This window comes from Clostridium sp. YIM B02551 (assembly GCF_022324735.1).
Taxonomy (GTDB): Bacteria; Bacillota; Clostridia; order Clostridiales; family Clostridiaceae; genus Clostridium_T; species Clostridium_T paridis.
On record NZ_JAKGTF010000010.1, the window covers coordinates 1 to 16,797 of the forward strand.

At 30.8% G+C, this 16,797-nt stretch carries 14 protein-coding genes and 1 other annotated feature; of the genes, 4 read left to right on the plus strand and 10 right to left on the minus strand.

The genetic code is table 11. From position 1 onward, the window contains the following. Positions 1 to 98 precede the first annotated feature (98 nt). Positions 99 to 746, minus strand: a complete 648-nt coding sequence (locus tag L1S47_RS12750) for a DUF5105 domain-containing protein (RefSeq protein WP_238883917.1) — start codon at positions 744 to 746, stop codon at positions 99 to 101. A 192-nt stretch (positions 747 to 938) separates the two neighbouring features. On the opposite strand from L1S47_RS12750, the gene L1S47_RS12755 reads away from it, so the two are divergent. Continuing rightward, entirely contained in the window at positions 939 to 2,723 is a 1,785-nt protein-coding gene (locus L1S47_RS12755; RefSeq protein ID WP_238883918.1) for a GGDEF domain-containing protein, read from the plus strand. 52 nt (positions 2,724 to 2,775) lie between these two features. Here the strand turns inward: L1S47_RS12755 and L1S47_RS12760 are convergent, their stop codons facing one another. The 9 genes from L1S47_RS12760 to L1S47_RS12800 all read right to left on the minus strand — a co-directional run bounded on the left by L1S47_RS12760 (position 2,776) and on the right by L1S47_RS12800 (position 13,698). After that, entirely contained in the window at positions 2,776 to 4,620 is a 1,845-nt protein-coding gene (locus tag L1S47_RS12760) for an APC family permease (RefSeq protein WP_202766689.1), read from the minus strand. Between the two features lie 397 nt (positions 4,621 to 5,017). Then, positions 5,018 to 5,188: a hypothetical protein gene (locus L1S47_RS12765; protein WP_238883919.1), complete on the minus strand. Its 171-nt coding sequence runs from the start codon at positions 5,186 to 5,188 to the stop codon at positions 5,018 to 5,020. Between the two features lie 31 nt (positions 5,189 to 5,219). Beyond that, positions 5,220 to 6,701, minus strand: coding sequence for a cell wall metabolism sensor histidine kinase WalK (locus tag L1S47_RS12770; protein WP_238883920.1), 1,482 nt, complete (start codon positions 6,699 to 6,701; stop codon positions 5,220 to 5,222). Next, complete coding sequence (locus L1S47_RS12775) at positions 6,688 to 7,362, minus strand: response regulator transcription factor (RefSeq protein WP_238883921.1); 675 nt, start codon at positions 7,360 to 7,362, stop codon at positions 6,688 to 6,690. The genes L1S47_RS12770 and L1S47_RS12775 overlap by 14 nt, the downstream gene beginning before the upstream one ends. A gap of 163 nt (positions 7,363 to 7,525) precedes the next feature. Beyond that, positions 7,526 to 8,458, minus strand: a complete 933-nt coding sequence (locus L1S47_RS12780; protein ID WP_238883922.1) for an ABC transporter permease — start codon at positions 8,456 to 8,458, stop codon at positions 7,526 to 7,528. Continuing rightward, positions 8,451 to 9,542, minus strand: a complete 1,092-nt coding sequence (locus tag L1S47_RS12785; RefSeq protein ID WP_238883923.1) for an ABC transporter permease — start codon at positions 9,540 to 9,542, stop codon at positions 8,451 to 8,453. Before L1S47_RS12785 ends, L1S47_RS12780 begins: the two co-directional genes overlap by 8 nt. Next, positions 9,535 to 11,076, minus strand: coding sequence for an ABC transporter ATP-binding protein (locus tag L1S47_RS12790; RefSeq protein WP_238883924.1), 1,542 nt, complete (start codon positions 11,074 to 11,076; stop codon positions 9,535 to 9,537). The genes L1S47_RS12785 and L1S47_RS12790 overlap by 8 nt, the downstream gene beginning before the upstream one ends. Before the next feature lie 119 nt (positions 11,077 to 11,195). After that, entirely contained in the window at positions 11,196 to 12,269 is a 1,074-nt protein-coding gene (locus tag L1S47_RS12795; RefSeq protein WP_202766682.1) for a BMP family protein, read from the minus strand. A 376-nt stretch (positions 12,270 to 12,645) separates the two neighbouring features. Then, positions 12,646 to 13,698 carry an FAD:protein FMN transferase gene (locus tag L1S47_RS12800; RefSeq protein WP_238883925.1) on the minus strand — a complete coding sequence of 351 codons (1,053 nt, stop codon included), beginning with the start codon at positions 13,696 to 13,698 and terminating at the stop codon, positions 12,646 to 12,648. A gap of 135 nt (positions 13,699 to 13,833) precedes the next feature. Between L1S47_RS12800 and L1S47_RS12805 the strand changes: the two genes are divergently transcribed. The 3 genes from L1S47_RS12805 (at position 13,834) to ilvN (ending at position 16,584) form a co-directional block, all read left to right on the plus strand. Further along, a complete protein-coding gene (locus L1S47_RS12805; RefSeq protein WP_238883926.1) occupies positions 13,834 to 14,229 on the plus strand; it encodes a VOC family protein in 396 nt (131 codons plus the stop codon). Between the two features lie 66 nt (positions 14,230 to 14,295). Further along, positions 14,296 to 14,564 (plus strand) — a binding site (T-box leader). Positions 14,565 to 14,623: 59 nt separating this feature from the next. Then, positions 14,624 to 16,297, plus strand: coding sequence for a biosynthetic-type acetolactate synthase large subunit (gene ilvB / locus L1S47_RS12810; protein WP_238883927.1), 1,674 nt, complete (start codon positions 14,624 to 14,626; stop codon positions 16,295 to 16,297). Continuing rightward, a complete protein-coding gene (ilvN, locus tag L1S47_RS12815) occupies positions 16,294 to 16,584 on the plus strand; it encodes an acetolactate synthase small subunit (RefSeq protein ID WP_238883928.1) in 291 nt (96 codons plus the stop codon). The genes ilvB and ilvN overlap by 4 nt, the downstream gene beginning before the upstream one ends. Positions 16,585 to 16,797 lie beyond the last annotated feature (213 nt).

Here is a 16,797-nt window from a genome sequence, read left to right on the forward strand (position 1 = left end):
TTATTCTATTATACATAAAAGTACCCCATAGAATAGGCTTTTTTAAATTGTCTATTCTATAGGGTACATTTTACATCTTCACTTCCATGGCTTTATATTTATTTCGTTATGTACAAACTATTTTCTATGAAGCTTCCAAGTTCTCCTTCATTTACTTCCTTCCATTCACCCTTTTCAACTTTTAGCTCAACTGTAATTGTTTTAGCTTCATCTGATATTTTAGGATTTTCAAAATATTTGCATACCTTATCTAAAGCTAAATCCTGTGCTTTTTTCTCTAAAGTTGCCTCATCTGTATATTCTTTAGCTAACTGTTTTATTTCATCCTGAGTTATTAACTTCTCTGGAGTTAAATCAGCTTCATCTATTACAACAGGATAAACTGTCATTTCAACCTTGGCACTCTTATTATCAGATTCAACAGTTTTAATATTATATTTTACTTTAGCTATTCCCTTCTTTGCTGATTCTATTAGCTTATTAGAACTTTCCTTGTCTAAACCACTTGAATCACTTGCTGCAATACTTTCATATTGCTTATCAATTTCATCAGTTAATTTCTTAACTTCAGAATCTGGTATGCCTAATTTCTTAGCATCACCTATTTGGTTTTTTACTGCTAAGTCCAAGAAAAAAGTTAAATATTGGTCTGGTGTAACTGCTGGTTTTTTACTACATCCTGCTATTAAAGCCATTGACATTACTACTGCAACAGATGCTGCAAAAACTCTAAAATATTTTTTCATATTGTTATCCCCCTTAGTTTAAATACCGATGCAATTATACCATAAAACGACTTCTTCTTTCAATTTTTTACACAAATCTCACTTTCTTCAACCTCATTAACATTAATTTAACACTACGCTTTTCTTATGTTAACACTACTATGCTATATTGGTTTTGCTTAATTAATTGTTATAAAGAAAGAGGCGTCTCAAATGATAAATAATTCCACAAACTTAATTACTTCTGATATTTCTAAAGAATTTAACTCAATTCTAGATAAGGATTCTATAATAACTCATTATCAACCAATTGTATCCCTTATAAATGGTGAAGTACTTGGCTATGAAGCCTTAACTAGAGGCCCTGAAGATTCTGTTTTGCGGAATCCTGAAAAGCTATTTGATACTGCTCATAAATTAAATAAAAGTTTAGAACTTGAACTTTTATGTAGAACTAAGGCTCTTAGAAATTCTAAGTCTCTTTCTAAGGATAAACTATTATTTATAAATGTTGATCCTAATATATTTAAGGATGAAAGTTTTAAAAAAGGACTAACAAAAGAAATTCTTAATGGAGAAAATATCTCAACAGAAAATATAATCTTTGAAATAACTGAAAAGACTTGTATAGAGGATTATAAGATTTTTAAAAAAGCTTTATTTAACTATCTTGATCAAGGTTATAAGATTGCAATAGATGATATGGGGTCAGGTTATTCAGGTTTAAAGATGCTTTCTGAAACTAGACCTCATTACGTAAAAATAGATATGGATTTAGTAAGAAATATAAATGAAGATCTGTTTAAACAGTCCTTAATAGAATGCTTTGTGAAGTTAGCACAAATTACTAATATGAAACTTATCGCAGAAGGTATTGAAACTCAAGAAGAATTACAAACTTTAATTTCTCTAGGCGTTTATGCTGGCCAAGGTTTTTTTCTAGGACTTCCTTCCCCTGAAATAATGGATATTGATTTAAAAATAAAAAACTACATTAGTGAATCAAACAGAATGAAAACTTCAACTTTTAGTGGAATACCTAACAACTACATTGGAGAAATTGTAAGAATAGATAAACCTTTTTCTCCGAATACTCTTTGTAAAGATTTAAAATCATACTTAGATTCAAATGAAATTACTGGTGCTGCAATTGTAAAAGATTCTATTCCCCTTGGTCTTGTTATGAAAAATTCATTAGATTCATTTTTGGCCACCCAATTTGGAGTTGCTGTATTTTCAAAAAGACCTGTTTCCTTGGTTATGGATACTAATCCCTTAATAGTTGATTATTTTACGCCTGTTGGAGAAGTATCTAGAATCGCTATGACTAGAAAAAATGATACAATATATGATTACATTATTGTAACTAAGAATTCAAGGTATTATGGTGTTGTTACTATTCAATCTCTACTTAATTTCACTACAAAAATAGAATACAATTATGCCCGGCAACTCAACCCTCTCACCGCTCTCCCAGGTAATGGGGTAATTGAAAAAGTTATTTCTGACTTTATCTTATCTAACTCATGTTGCTGCATGCTTTATTTTGATTTAGATAATTTCAAAGTATATAATGATACTTACGGTTTTGAAAATGGCGATAAAATAATAAAATTTACTGCACGCTTAATTGAAGATGAAGCATATAAGTTATCTCCTCAAGGTCCATTTGTTGGTCATATTGGGGGCGATGACTTTGTGTGCATTGTACAGCAACCCTATGAAGACTGTACTTCACTATGTAAGAGAATAATAGAAAGATTTGATACGGAAATACTTGATTTCTTTAGTGATGAACATAAGTCAGATGGATATATTGAATCTCTTGATAGAAAAGGTAATCATGAACGTTTCTCTTTAGCTTCCCTATCAATTGCCGGGTTATATGGAAGAATAGGTGCTTTAAATAATCCTGAAGATGTAGGCGTGTATGTGGCCTCAGTAAAGAAAAATGTGAAGAAAATTAAAGGAAGTTGTTTTTTAATTAATAAATTATAAACGAAAACTGATAGTTGCTAACTTCAACTATCAGTTTTTTTATATTAGTACTCTATCTTTTCTTATAATCTTTAATTATAAATGGAACAGTTATTGTTGCTATATTCTTATTCTTTAGTAATGATCTCTTTAAGAATATTGCTGTTTGATTATGAAGAATATTTCCCCACCATTTTTCAGAAGTAAATTGTGGAACAACAACAGTAACTATATCATCTTCACGTGTACAAAACTCGTCTGAGTTAATAAAGTTTACTAGTGGCTCAACTACATCTCTATATTCGGACTTCTTAATTACTAGTGGTATTCCCATATCATACTTTTCCCATTTTGCTTTTAACTTTTCAGTAACTTCATCATCTATGGAAATATGGAATGCTGTAATATCCTTTGATAAGCATTTAGCATAACTTATTGTTTTAATTACTGCTTCATTTAGTGATGCTACTGGCACTATAAATCTTCTAGCTTCATTTTTATTAAACTCTGGAAAGTAATTATTGTCTAAACTTAATTGTTCAGCAACTTTCTTGTAATGTCTATTTATTCTCTTCATTATAATTACGCCAACTGGAACTAAAATAAATACTACCCAAGCTCCGTGTATGAACTTATTCACTGATATTATTATTGCAGTACCTAAAGTTATTAATGCACCAAAACCATTTATAAATGCCTTATGTCTCCAGCCTGCTTGTTTACTTCTTATCCACTTCATTACCATGCCTGACTGTGATAATGTAAATGATACAAAAACTCCCACTGCATATAACGGTAATAAATAGTGATTTTCTCCTCTGAATATTACTACAAGTATTGATGCTGCGATAGAAAGTAATATTATACCATTAGAAAAGCTTAATCTTGAACCTCTCTGAGCAAATTGTCTAGGAGCATATCCATCTCTTGCTATAAAAGATAATAACAATGGGAAATCAGAAAATGCTGTATTTGCTGCCATAGTAAGTATTAATGTAGTTGCTATTTGCATAAGGAAAAATAAAAATGTATTTTGACCAAAAACTTGTTCAGCTATTTGTGATATAACTGTTTTATCTAAACTTGGTGCTGCATGATATACACTTGCAAGTAAAGACATTCCTCCAAATAATATAACTACTATTCCAAATAATAGGTATAAAACTTGTTTAGCATGCTTTGTTGCTGGAGCCTTAAAGTTAGGTACTCCATCACTTACCGCTTCTAATCCTGTTAATGCTGTACACCCAGCTGAAAATGCTTTTAAAAATAAAAGTATTGTTAAATCTCCAATTTGATTAGAAAGAACTACAGTTTGTGCAGGTTCAATTCCTAATATAAAATATTTATACAAACCCACTACAATCATTAAAATTGCTGTAAATAAAAATAAATATGTAGGTACACTAAAGAATCTAGCCGAATCTCTAATTCCTCTTAAGTTTCCTATTGCCATGAGTATTATAATGCACACAGCAAGTTCAATCTTAAAATCTAAAAGCCCTGGAATTGCTGATGTGATTGCTGCAACTCCGGCAGTTGTACTTACCGCAACTGTTAGCACATAATCTACTGTAAGTGAAGCACCCGCCACTAGGCTAGGTATTACTCCTAAGTTCTCCCTAGAAACTATGTATGAACCTCCTCCATTTGGATAGCTCTCTATAGTTTGTCTATATGAAAAAACTAGTATACATAATAATGCTATAATCGCTAATGATACCATTCCTAAATATTTGAAAGATCCTATTCCCATGATAGGCACAAGGACCCATAGTATTTCTTCACACGCATAGGCTACCGATGAAATTGCATCTGACGATAATACAGGTAATCCATTGATTACTGAAAATTTTTCGTGATGAATTTGAGATGATTTAAGTGGTTTACCAATCAGATAACTTTTTAAACTTGACATTGAAGCACTCTCCCAATATAAATAATTCTCTTAACTCAATAGATATTATCATCATTTAATTTACTATTCAAAATTATTATCAAGTTTAAAAGTAACTTAAAACCTTATCATTTATAGCATAGAAGAGTTATTTTCACTTGTTAGCCTATAACTAGGTGAAAACTCTGAAAATATTCAAATATTTAGGATAAGCTTTCATTTTTAAATATTAATTATTATAAATACATTTATTTATAGATTAAATTCGTTTTTCAGTTTAAAATATTGACTATATTTCAATAGAATTTTAAAAAATATTCAAATTAAAAGAGTGAATTACAATTCACTCTTTTAGTCTTTTTAAGAAGAAAATCTATTCTTGATTTACAATAAATAAACTTAGTATTTAGTAAGTCTCTTATATATCAGCGTTACACTCATCACATAGGCCGTCATTACGTTCATATTCTTCTTCTGATATTTCAGTTTCGCAAATGTCACAGGAGAATACTTCTTCTCCTTTATATTCAAAGTTTCTTAGGAATTGCTCATTGTTCTCCTCTTCCTCATGTTGATAATTTACTTTCATTTTATTTACCACCTTAATTCCTCCTATTTATTTAAAATTCAATTGTAAACTTAACTCCATTATCAATATTTTCAATCTTATAACCAAACTGATGTAATTCTAATATTTTCTTTACAATGTAAAGGCCTAAACCACTGCCACCAGTTTTTCTATTTCTAGATTTCTCTACCCTATAAAACGGTTCAAATAACTTATCCAAATGTTCCTCATCTATTGATGCTCCAGTATTTATAACATCCAAATAAGCTCTTGAATTATCTGACTTACTTAATTTAATTATTATATTTTCTTCTTCTTTAGAATATTTTATTGCATTAATTATTATATTTGAAAGTGCCTTATTTAGCCTGTTATAATCTCCTTCAATTGTAAACTCTTCGTCTATATCTATATTTAATCTAACCTTTTTTTCTTCGATGAAAAAGAACATATCCTCCATTATATCATCTACTATTTCTGAGAGATTTATTATGCTCTTATTTTCTAACTTATCATTGCTTTCAAGCTTATATATATCCAAAAGCTCATATACTAATTTCTCCATATCTTTCATTATAGAGAGAGATTTTTTCAAATATTTATCTCTGTCTTTATATGCTCCTATACTATAGAGCATACCTTCTATCTGCCCACTAACAGATGTTATAGGTGATTTTAATTCATGGGATATAGTTGCAACAAATTCTTGTCTTTCTTTCTCTCGTATTTTTTGCTTCTTTATGTCATCCTTAAGCTTCATATTCGCATCCTTCAAATCATCCATATTCTTTTGAAGATTACTAGCCAAAGTATTCAAACTACTTGATAACTCACCCATTTCATCCTTGCTAGATATTTCAGATTTAATACTAAAATCTAATTTTGATATTCTTCGAGCTACATCATTTAATGTTAATAGTGGGTCCGTTATCTTTCTTGAATAAACCAGTGCAGTCCCTAAGGCTATAATGACTATAAATAAAAACATGTACGGCATTAAATATAAAATAACCTTAGCAGCTTCATCAATTGGTTGAAGTGGAGCCTCTATCATTAAATAGTAACTACTAGGATCATCTTTAAAATATACCTTTTGGGTATAAGCATAGACTTCCGAGTTATTTTTTTTATTTATTATTTTACCTGATGCATTACTAGCTTCATCTAAGGGGGGGCCATCTGACTTCTTATCTTGAGACATACCTTTAAGCCATTCATTTCCCGAAAATCTACTAAAGGAGTTTGGCAAAAAAACTAAATTATTGCTATAATCTAGTAATACTAAAGATACATTATAGTTTTTCATAAAATTATGTAGCAGTGTTTGTGACTCCTGATTATCCTGAGATTTTATATTTGTCTTACTTAATTGCCCACTTAATGTTTTTATACCTTTTTCAATATTCTTCATTTTATAATTATAATAGTACTTTGGTAGCGCAAGATATAATGTTGTTAGAATTATCATTGTACAAACTATAAGAATTCCAGCTGTAGAAATAAAAATTTTAAATTTAATACTATTTCTCTTCATCTTTAAGCTCCAATCTATATCCTATCCCTTTTACTGTCTGTATGTATGGCAACTTAAGTTTCTTTCTAATATTTTTAATATGCGCATCAACAATTCTATTTTCTCCATAAAAATCGTATCCCCATATTCTATCTAAAAGCATTTCTCTAGTAAGAACCTTATGAACATTGCTCATTAACAAGTGCAATATCTCAAATTCCTTAGTTGTAAATTCTAACTCTTCTCCATTCTCATATATTTTATATGTTTCATAATCAAGTTTTAAATTTCCATACTCAATTATATTTTCTTCTTCCTTCTTTATTCTCCTTAGCACAGCCTCGACTCTTTTTATTAAAATGTTGAAGGAGAATGGCTTTGTAATATAGTCATCAACATTAAAATCAAAAGCCTTTAATTGGTCTTTCTCATCATTTAGTGCTGTTAAAATAATTATCGGAACATTAGATTTGTTTCTAATCATTTTGCAGGTAGAAAACCCATCTAAATTGGGAAGCATAAGGTCTAAAATAATCAAATCATACTCCCCATTTTTAAACTTATTTATACCTTCAACTCCGTCACTAGCTGTATCTACTTCATAATTTTCTGCCTTTAAAAATTCTGAAATCAATTCTTGTATATCTAAATCATCTTCGATTACTAAAATATTTGCTTTCATATCATCACCCATTATAATTTTAATCTTCTAATATGAAAATTCAATGAATTTATCACATATAATGCAAAAATCATATTACATCTTATAGGCTATATAAAAAGAAAAACAGAGGCAAGCCTCTGTTTTCATCTCAAAATTTCTGATTACTTGTTATTTTATATTCCTATCGCTTACCTTTTTCATAAGGTATTCCATCTGCTGCTGGTGCTTGTGTCTTTCCAACAAAACCTGCAAGTGCTACCATAGTTATTATATATGGGAATATTGCATATACTTCTGTTGGTAAATTGAATCCAAATGCTTGTGATTTTAATTGTAGTGCATTTGCGAAACTGAATAACAAACATGCCCACATAGTACCTACTGGCTTCCAGTTACCAAAGATTAATGCAGCTAGCGCTATAAATCCTCTACCAGCTACCATTCCATCTCTATATAATGGAGTCATTCCTAGTGATAATGCAGCTCCACCTAATCCTGCTAACATACCGGAAATTACTACACATATATATCTTGTTTTATATACATTTATTCCAAGAGTATCAGCTGCTTGTGGATGTTCTCCAACGGATCTAATTCTTAATCCCCATGGAGTCTTATACATAATAAAATGTGTAACTACAACTGCTATTATTGCAAAGAATACAAACCAGTTTAATCCAGAAACAAATCTTCCTACAACTGGTATATTTCTTATGATTTCAGGAACAGTATAATCTAGACCATTAACACCATCAGTTTGGCCCCCTTTTCCGAATAATTTAAATATTAGGAAAGCTGCCAAAGCTTGTGAAAATAAGTTTATTGCTGTACCAGAGATTACTTGTTCAGCTCTAAGTGATATACTAAGGAAAGCATGCACTAATGCAATCAATCCACCAGCTATTACTGCAAAAGCTAACCCAACTAACGCACTTCCAGTTATATGAGAACCATATACACCAAAAAATGCACCTATAATCATCATACCTTCAAGTCCGATATTTACTACTCCAGACTTTTCAGAAAAAACTCCTCCAAGTCCAGCAAAAATTAGTGGTGCTGCTAAAGCTAAAGTGGAGGCTAAAAGTTCTACTATAATATTAATGCTACCCATTTATCATTGCCTCCTTCTTCTTCTTTTCTGAGAAGTATTTTACTATATAATCTGTTGCTACAAATATAATTATAATTGCTTGAATTAAGTAAACTATCTCCTTAGGAATTCCGTTAAGTTGAAGAGTTTTTGAACTACTATCTAAAGCTCCGAATAAAACTGCTGCAAAGATACAGCCAACAGGATTACTCTTTGCTAACAATGCTACTGCCATTCCTGTAAATCCATATCCAGGTAAAGTACTTAAGTCATCCATATAGTACTTTCCACCTGCCAAATGCACAGCTCCTCCTAGTCCTGCTACAGCTCCTGAAATAACCATCGCTAGAATTACGTTCTTTGCTATACTTATTCCACCATATTCTGCACCAGAAGGATTTGTACCTACTGCTCTTAGTTCATAACCTATAGTTGTTTTCCATAATAACCATGCAATAAATACTGCTACCACAATACCTATAACAACTCCGTAGTTAGCTTGATATTTAGGTATAAATCTAGCTAACTTTGCACTGTCTTCAATAATAGGTGTAGCAGATTTTCCTGCTGCTCCTAAAGGAGTTCTTAAGATTACAAAGTTGGATACGTAAAGTGCTATATAATTCATCATAATTGTGTTAATAACTTCATTTGTACCGAACCTTGCTTTTAGGTATCCAGGTATCCCTCCCCAAAGTGCTCCTGCTAATATACCTACTAATATTACTAGTGGAAGATGGACTACTCCTGGCAATCCATGTATAGAACCAGTAACACCAGCTGCTAACATACCTACTACAAATTGGCCTTCAACGCCGACATTAAATAAACCAGTCTTAAAAGCTAATGCATTTGCAACTCCAGTAAATAATAATGGTGTTAAATAAAACACAGTGTTTAGTGTGTTCATCTGAGTACCAAAACTACCTTTCCAGACAGTACTAAATAAGTCTCCTAATGCCCTTGGATATTGTAAAATTGAATAACCTTTTGCCCAAACTACGAAAAATGTAGCAACAAATATAGATATTATAATTGCAAAAATCGGGAAAAGTGTAGGTTTTATTATTTCATAAATTTTATTTTCTTTATTATTTTTACTCAAGGTCTTTCACCTCTTTCTTTTCGTCCTTTAAACTTCCGCCTGCCATCAATATTCCTAATTTTTGTTCAGTTGCTTCTGCTCTATCAAGAATATCCACAACTTGCCCATCATACATTACTGCAATTCTATCTGAAAGAGCCATAATTTCATCTAGTTCTAATGATACTAATAAAACAGCTTTTCCTTTATCTCTTTCATCAATTATTCTCTTATGAATGTATTCAATAGCTCCAACATCCAAACCTCTAGTAGGTTGACATACTATTTGTAATGCTGGCTCCTTTGATATTTCTCTTGCAACTATTAACTTTTGTTGATTTCCTCCTGATAATGCAGATGCCATGACTTCATCATTCGGAGTTCTTACATCAAATTGTTCAATTAAATCTTTAGTGTGTTTTCTTATTTCCTTATAATCCATAACGATACCCTTTGAATATGGCTTCTTGTTATGGAATCCTAGAACTGCATTTTCAAAAAGAGAATATTTTAATATTAACCCTCTCTTGTGTCTGTCTTCAGGTACATGTCCAACTCCTGCTTCCATTACAGCTCTTGGAGATTTATTAAATATATCTTTACCATCTATTTTAATAGCTCCTGAAACTGCTTTCCTAAGTCCAGTAATTGCTTCTACAAGTTCTGATTGTCCATTTCCATCAACACCAGCAATACCTAGAACTTCTCCAGCCTTTACAGATAGGCTAAGATCTTTAACTGCTGGTAAATTTCTATGATCATTTACATTTAAATTAGATATACTTAAAACTTCATTTCCTATTTTAGCTTTTGATTTATTAATAACTAGATTAACTTTTCTACCTACCATCAATTCAGCTAATTGATCTATATTAGTTTCCTTTGTCTTAACTATACCAGTAACTTTACCTCTTCTTATAATTGTTACTCTATCACTCATTTTCATTACTTCTTTTAGCTTATGAGTAATAAGTATTACTGACTTTCCTTGTGCTTTTAAATTATCTATAATAACACCTAACTCTTCAATTTCTTGGGGAGTTAGTACTGCTGTTGGCTCATCTAATATAAGTATTTCTGCTCCTCTATACAAGGCTTTAAGAATTTCAACTTTTTGTTGTTGTCCTACTGTTATATCTTCAATAATTGCGTTTGGATCTATTTTAAACCCATATTTCTTAGAAACCTCTACTACGTCATCAATGGCTTTTTTCATATCAATTTTCATGCCTTTTTTAGGCTCATTACCTAAAATAATGTTTTCTGCTACAGTAAAATTGTGCACAAGCATAAAATGCTGATGTACCATACCAATACCTAGTTTTATTGCATCATTTGGATTATTAATTTGGGCAAGCTTTCCATTTATGTATATTTCCCCTTTTTCCTGTTGGTATAACCCATAAAGGATATTCATTAAAGTGGTTTTGCCTGCCCCATTTTCTCCTAATAAAACATGTGTTTCTCCCTTTTCCAAATCAAAATTAACATCGTCATTTGCAATAGTGCCTGGGAATACTTTGGTTATGTTTTTCATTTCTACCACTTTTGTCACTTTTTATCTCTCCCATTCTTAAACAAACTTTTTAATAACTTCCTAATAACTTTATAAGAGCTAGATAAATTTTTTCATCTAGCTCTTATATAATTGAAATTTTTACTCTGTCTTAAAAACTATTTTACATCTACTGGCTTAAATGCCTTTAACTCATCTATAGTTGATGGAGCTGTTATTTTTCCATCTTTTATAGCATCTTGATATTTTTGAACTAAATCAAGAACGTCTTTAGGAGTGTTCTTGCTTGAAGTTTCTGCTATTCCGATAGCTCCTTCTTTAATTCCTAATACTACATTTTTTCCACCTTGGAATTTATCATCTACAACACTCTTTGTAGCTTCATATGTTGCAGTATCAACTCTCTTAATCATTGAAGAAAGTATAATGTCAGCATATTGTGGAAGTGTTTGTGCTTGGTCCATATCTACTCCGATACCCCAAACTTTGTTACCTGCTTTGTTTGCTTCTTGAATTGCTTGGAACATTCCAACTCCAACACCACCAGCAGCATGGTAAATTACATCGCAACCTGAGTTAATAAGATTTTGAGCCGCTTGTTTTCCTAATGCAGCATCAGCAAAACTGTTAACATATGCAACGTTCTTTCTATTTAGTAAATCTGCAGCTGCAGTTGGGTTTACTGATTCAACACCAGCTACAAATCCTGCTTCGAATTTATTTATAAGTGCTTCATCTTTTCCACCTATAAATCCTACCTTGTTAGTTTTTGTAGTCTTTCCTGCTATAACTCCCATTAAGAAAGATCCTTCTTGTTCCTTAAATGTATAAGAAACTACGTTTGGTTTATTTACAACTGTATCAACAATTGCAAACTTTTTATCTGAGTACTTATCTGCTACATTTCCTAGAGCAGTTTCCATTTGGAATCCTATTCCAAAAACTAAATCTGATCCATCTGCAACTAATGCATCTAGATTTGATTCATAGTCATCTTTAGTTTTTGATTCTACTGCTTTATAACCTACTTTAAGGTCATTAACAGCTTTTTTGATACCAGCATCTGCTGATTGGTTAAATGACTTATCATTTAATCCACCTTCATCTGTTGAAAGTCCTACCTTTATTTCCTTTGTGGTTTTAGTAGTAGAATCATCTTTCTTTGCACATCCTGCAAACAAAGTTGCAACTACTGCTATTGCAGAAATTGATGCTATTAATTTTTTATTCATACCTCATACCTCCAATATGTTATCGCTTACGCTTAAATATTATCTCACTAAACTACCGTAGTCAATGAAATTTTTTAAAAATAATGGAAATACAAATTTTTTTTATATTTTATTAATTAAATTTCGTTTTTTTAACAAATTTTATTATTTCCACAGCAGTTTTTAATGATATTCTATTGAAAAAAGTAAATAATAGCTTTCTTTTTCCTATTATTTGTTAAATTAATAGACAATATACTCTAATTTTTTATTAAATTAATAAAAATTTCTTTATCCACTGTTTCGATTCAAGTATCACATATTTTTCTCTAAAAATCTAGTAGTATCTTAGATGTAATTTATTCATATTTATACATAATATTAATGAAGCTTACAATTAATTCATCAATTTAAAATTATTATCTGTTATTTTAAAATTATTTTTTAAACCTGAAGTAACATACACCTTATTATCTTTTGTGACAAAAATTGCCTCAATACCTTTTTGACTTTCAATAAATTTCAATCCATTATCTACACCGAAACAAAATGCTTTTGCTAGAGCATCTCCATCTATTGACTTATCGGTAATAATTGAAACACTTGCTAGTTCATTATCAACAGGATATCCAGTTGAAGTATCTAAAATATGATGATACTTCTTGCCATCTTTAATGAAGTATCTTTCATATATACCAGAAGTAACTACTGCCTTATCAGTTACCTCTATTGTTCCTAAATAATCTCCTCTTTCATTATTAGGATTTTGTACTCCAATTTTCCAGTCTGATCCATCAGTCTTAGAGCCTACAGTTAAAATGTTTCCACCTAAATCTATAATCGCATGACTTACTCCATTACTTTTTAGAACCTCAGCTACTGCATCACCAGCATAACCTTTCGCTATTCCGCCTAAATCTAAGGACATTCCTGGTTCTTTTAACATAACTTCTTTTGTATCTTCTTTTAAAAGAACATTTTTATAATTAACAAGAGACTTTGCTTGATTTATTTGTTCTTGCGTTGGAAGTGGTTCAGTATCATTTTCTTTTCTTTGATTTACATGCCAAAGTTTAACTAATGGACCTACACTAATATCAAACTTCTCATTAGTTAAATCTCCATATTTTATTCCTTCTTTTATAACATAGAAGGTATTATCAGATACTTTTACATATCCTTTTCCTGCTTGATTATTTACCGCAGAAATCTCACTATCCTCATTGGCTGCATTCATTTTTTTATCTACTTCTCTTAATTTGTCAAACGCCTTATCTAAAACATCACTTGACACATTATCATATATTGTTACTTTACAAGGTGTATCTAGTAATATTTCGCTTTTTGAAATAGGTTCTGTTGTCTTTTTACCACAAGAAACTAAACTTCCTATTAGGGATAATGTAACTGCTCCCAAAATCAGTCCTTTAAAAACTCTACCTTTAGTCATTTGTCTTCCTCCATTTTCGAAACTGTACTATAGATATTTTAACATAATGATTAATGAATTCAATAAAAGTATTTCTACTAATTCATATATTAATGTTAAAATAAATACTATTCATATAATAAAGGAGTATATAAAATGAGGAATACCTTAAATCTACGTAAAATACATCATGTTGCAATTATTTGTTCAAACTATGATATATCAAAAAATTTCTATGTTAATATACTAGGCCTAAATATTATTCGTGAAGTTTATAGAAAAGAACGGAACTCATATAAACTTGATTTGTCTATTGGTGAAAGTCAAATCGAACTTTTTTCATTCCCAAATCCACCTGAGAGGCCAAGTTATCCCGAGGCTTGTGGTCTTAGGCACCTATCTTTTGAAGTTGAGGACATTGATGCTTCAGTAAAATACCTCAATGCAAATAATGTAGAAACTGAACCTGTAAGAATTGATGAATTTACAGGCAAAAAGTTTACATTCTTTAGTGATCCCGATAATTTACCTATTGAGATTTATCAATTTTAAATTTTCAAAATATTCTTGACATTGTTTTTGCATAGTTATACAATACTAACAATAACCAATTTAATATCAAAGACTTTGATGAGGAGGAGTATATATTCTCTGGATTTAAAGAGAGGGAAAGCTTGGTGTAAATTTCCCATGAAGGAACTATAGAAGGTAGCCTCGGAGTCGTTAATCGAAATGTAAAGAGTAGAATTAAACGTAGTCTCAACGTTAAAGGAGAAGTAGTATCGGTATTATAAGTTTCAACTATATGTGCCCGTACTATATTTAAGAGTGTATTATTTTTATACAAAAATAGGTGGTACCGCGGAGATTCAACCTTCGTCCTTATATATAGGACGAAGGTTTTTTATTTTATAGAAATTTATATTATTTAAAGGAGTGTTTATTAATGAATTTATCTGGGGCTGAAATTACTATTAAACTTTTAGAACTACTTGGCATTGATACTATCGCCGGTATTCCAGGAGGTGCTAATCTCCCGCTTTATGATGCATTATACAAGAGCAATATTAGCCACATATTGGCTAGGCATGAGCAAGGGGCTGCTTTTATTGCTCAAGGTATAGCAAGGTCAACTGGCAAAGCTGCTGTATGTTTTGCTACATCTGGGCCTGGAGCTACAAATTTATTAACGGCTATAGCTGATGCAAAACTTGACTCTATACCTCTAATTGCAATAACTGGGCAAGTTCCATATTATGCAGTTGGAACTGATGCTTTTCAAGAAGTTGATACCTATGGGCTAACTATTCCAATTACTAAGCATAACTTTTTCATACATTCAATCGAAGAATTATTTGATATTATCCCGGAGGCTTTCAGGATTGCTGAAGATGGCAGGCCTGGCCCTGTGGTAATTGATATTCCAAAAAACATTCAAACTCAAATATATGAATTTAACTCTTGGCCAGAAATCAAACAACAAAAGTCATCTAAAATGCATATATCCTCACAAGATATTGATACTGCAGTAAATTTAATTAACTCCTCTAAAAAACCCATTCTTTATATAGGAGGAGGTATTATAAATGCTGAATGCTCCCATGACTTATTTAAATTAGCAAAGAAGAATTCTATTCCTGCTACCACCACCTTAATGGCTTTAGGTTCTTTTCCATATCATGATGAACTATATTTAGGTATGCTTGGTATGCATGGTGCTAGATTTACTAATCTACTATTGAATGAAGCAGATTTAATTATTGCTTTAGGTGTTCGATTTGACGATAGGGCTGTATGTAAGATATCTGAATTTTCTCCTAATGCAAAAATTATTCATGTAGATATAGATGAATCTGAAATAAATAAACTCAAAAAAGTTGACCTTTCCATAATTGGTGATATAAGTATTATAATTAAATATCTTATAAAGAAAGTAGATTTAAATCCAAGAGAAGATTGGTTAAAAGAAGTAGCTAACTGTAAAAAGTCATACCCCCTAGTTCTTCCAGCAGAAGAAGATTTGTTTCATCCATTAAATATAATTAAGCAGGTTTCTAAATTTTTAGATGAGGATGCAATAATATCTACTGACGTTGGTCAACATCAAATGTGGACAGCTCAGATATATCCTTTCAACAAACCTAGAACACTACTAACTTCTGGGGGATTAGGTACCATGGGATTTGGACTTCCTGCTGCTATCGGTGCAGCTTTAGCTAATCCTGATAAACAAATTGTTTGTTTTTCTGGTGATGGTTCTATTTTAATGAACATTCAGGAACTTGCTACCCTATGCGATCTTAATCTTAATATTAAAATAATAATTCTAAATAACAATCATTTAGGATTAGTTAAACAACAGCAAGAGTTATTTTATGATAAACATTTTATAGCTTCAAAGTTTATAACTAAAACAAACTTTGCCTTAGTTGCCAAAGGATTTGGTTTAAACTCATGTAACTTAAACTATGAACAAAATCCAATAGCTAAACTTGAATATGTTTTGAGCTTAAATGAACCTTATGTAATAAATATTGACATCAACCCAGAAGAAAATATATTTCCAATGGTTCCTCCTGGAGAAAGTTTAAACAACATGATCGGTGGTGAAAATATATGAATAATAAATATTTAATAATTGAATTATTAGTAAACAATCATCCCGGGGTAATGTCTCATATAACTGGATTATTTGCAAGAAGAGCTTTTAACCTTGAAGGAATATTATGTGGAGAAGTTGGTGACGGACTTAAAAGTAAAATGTACCTCTTGGTAAAAGATGATGTGTTTCTTGATCAAATAATAAAACAATTAAAGAAACTATATGATGTTTTACAGGTTGAGATCCATGACGACTATGAAGAAATAATATTTAAGAATCCAGAATTATTTTTAAAAGCAAGATAATATTTATAAAAGGCAATTGTAGTAACTTATAATTAAGACTGCTACAGTTGCCTTATTTTTCCCGAATAAATCCATTTATTTTCAGATTAATATTCGTAATTCCTATTGCTTATATCTAATTTATTTGATAATATATTCAAGTGATTTTTTTTAGGCGTAAAACAAAAGAAAGTGTATTGTAGAAACTTCAATAGATTTTTTTACAATTGCTTA

Excerpts from the sequence above, each read along its gene's own strand:
- L1S47_RS12750 (WP_238883917.1), bottom strand. The coding sequence starts at position 746 with ATGAAAAAATATTTTAGAGTTTTTGCAGCATCTGTTGCAGTAGTAATG.
- L1S47_RS12755 (WP_238883918.1), top strand. The coding sequence starts at position 939 with ATGATAAATAATTCCACAAACTTAATTACTTCTGATATTTCTAAAGAA.
- L1S47_RS12760 (WP_202766689.1), bottom strand. The coding sequence starts at position 4,620 with ATGTCAAGTTTAAAAAGTTATCTGATTGGTAAACCACTTAAATCATCT.
- L1S47_RS12765 (WP_238883919.1), bottom strand. The coding sequence starts at position 5,188 with ATGAAAGTAAATTATCAACATGAGGAAGAGGAGAACAATGAGCAATTC.
- L1S47_RS12770 (WP_238883920.1), bottom strand. The coding sequence starts at position 6,701 with ATGAAGAGAAATAGTATTAAATTTAAAATTTTTATTTCTACAGCTGGA.
- L1S47_RS12775 (WP_238883921.1), bottom strand. The coding sequence starts at position 7,362 with ATGAAAGCAAATATTTTAGTAATCGAAGATGATTTAGATATACAAGAA.
- L1S47_RS12780 (WP_238883922.1), bottom strand. The coding sequence starts at position 8,458 with ATGGGTAGCATTAATATTATAGTAGAACTTTTAGCCTCCACTTTAGCT.
- L1S47_RS12795 (WP_202766682.1), bottom strand. The coding sequence starts at position 12,269 with ATGAATAAAAAATTAATAGCATCAATTTCTGCAATAGCAGTAGTTGCA.
- L1S47_RS12800 (WP_238883925.1), bottom strand. The coding sequence starts at position 13,698 with ATGACTAAAGGTAGAGTTTTTAAAGGACTGATTTTGGGAGCAGTTACA.
- L1S47_RS12805 (WP_238883926.1), top strand. The coding sequence starts at position 13,834 with ATGAGGAATACCTTAAATCTACGTAAAATACATCATGTTGCAATTATT.
- ilvB (WP_238883927.1), top strand. The coding sequence starts at position 14,624 with ATGAATTTATCTGGGGCTGAAATTACTATTAAACTTTTAGAACTACTT.
- ilvN (WP_238883928.1), top strand. The coding sequence starts at position 16,294 with ATGAATAATAAATATTTAATAATTGAATTATTAGTAAACAATCATCCC.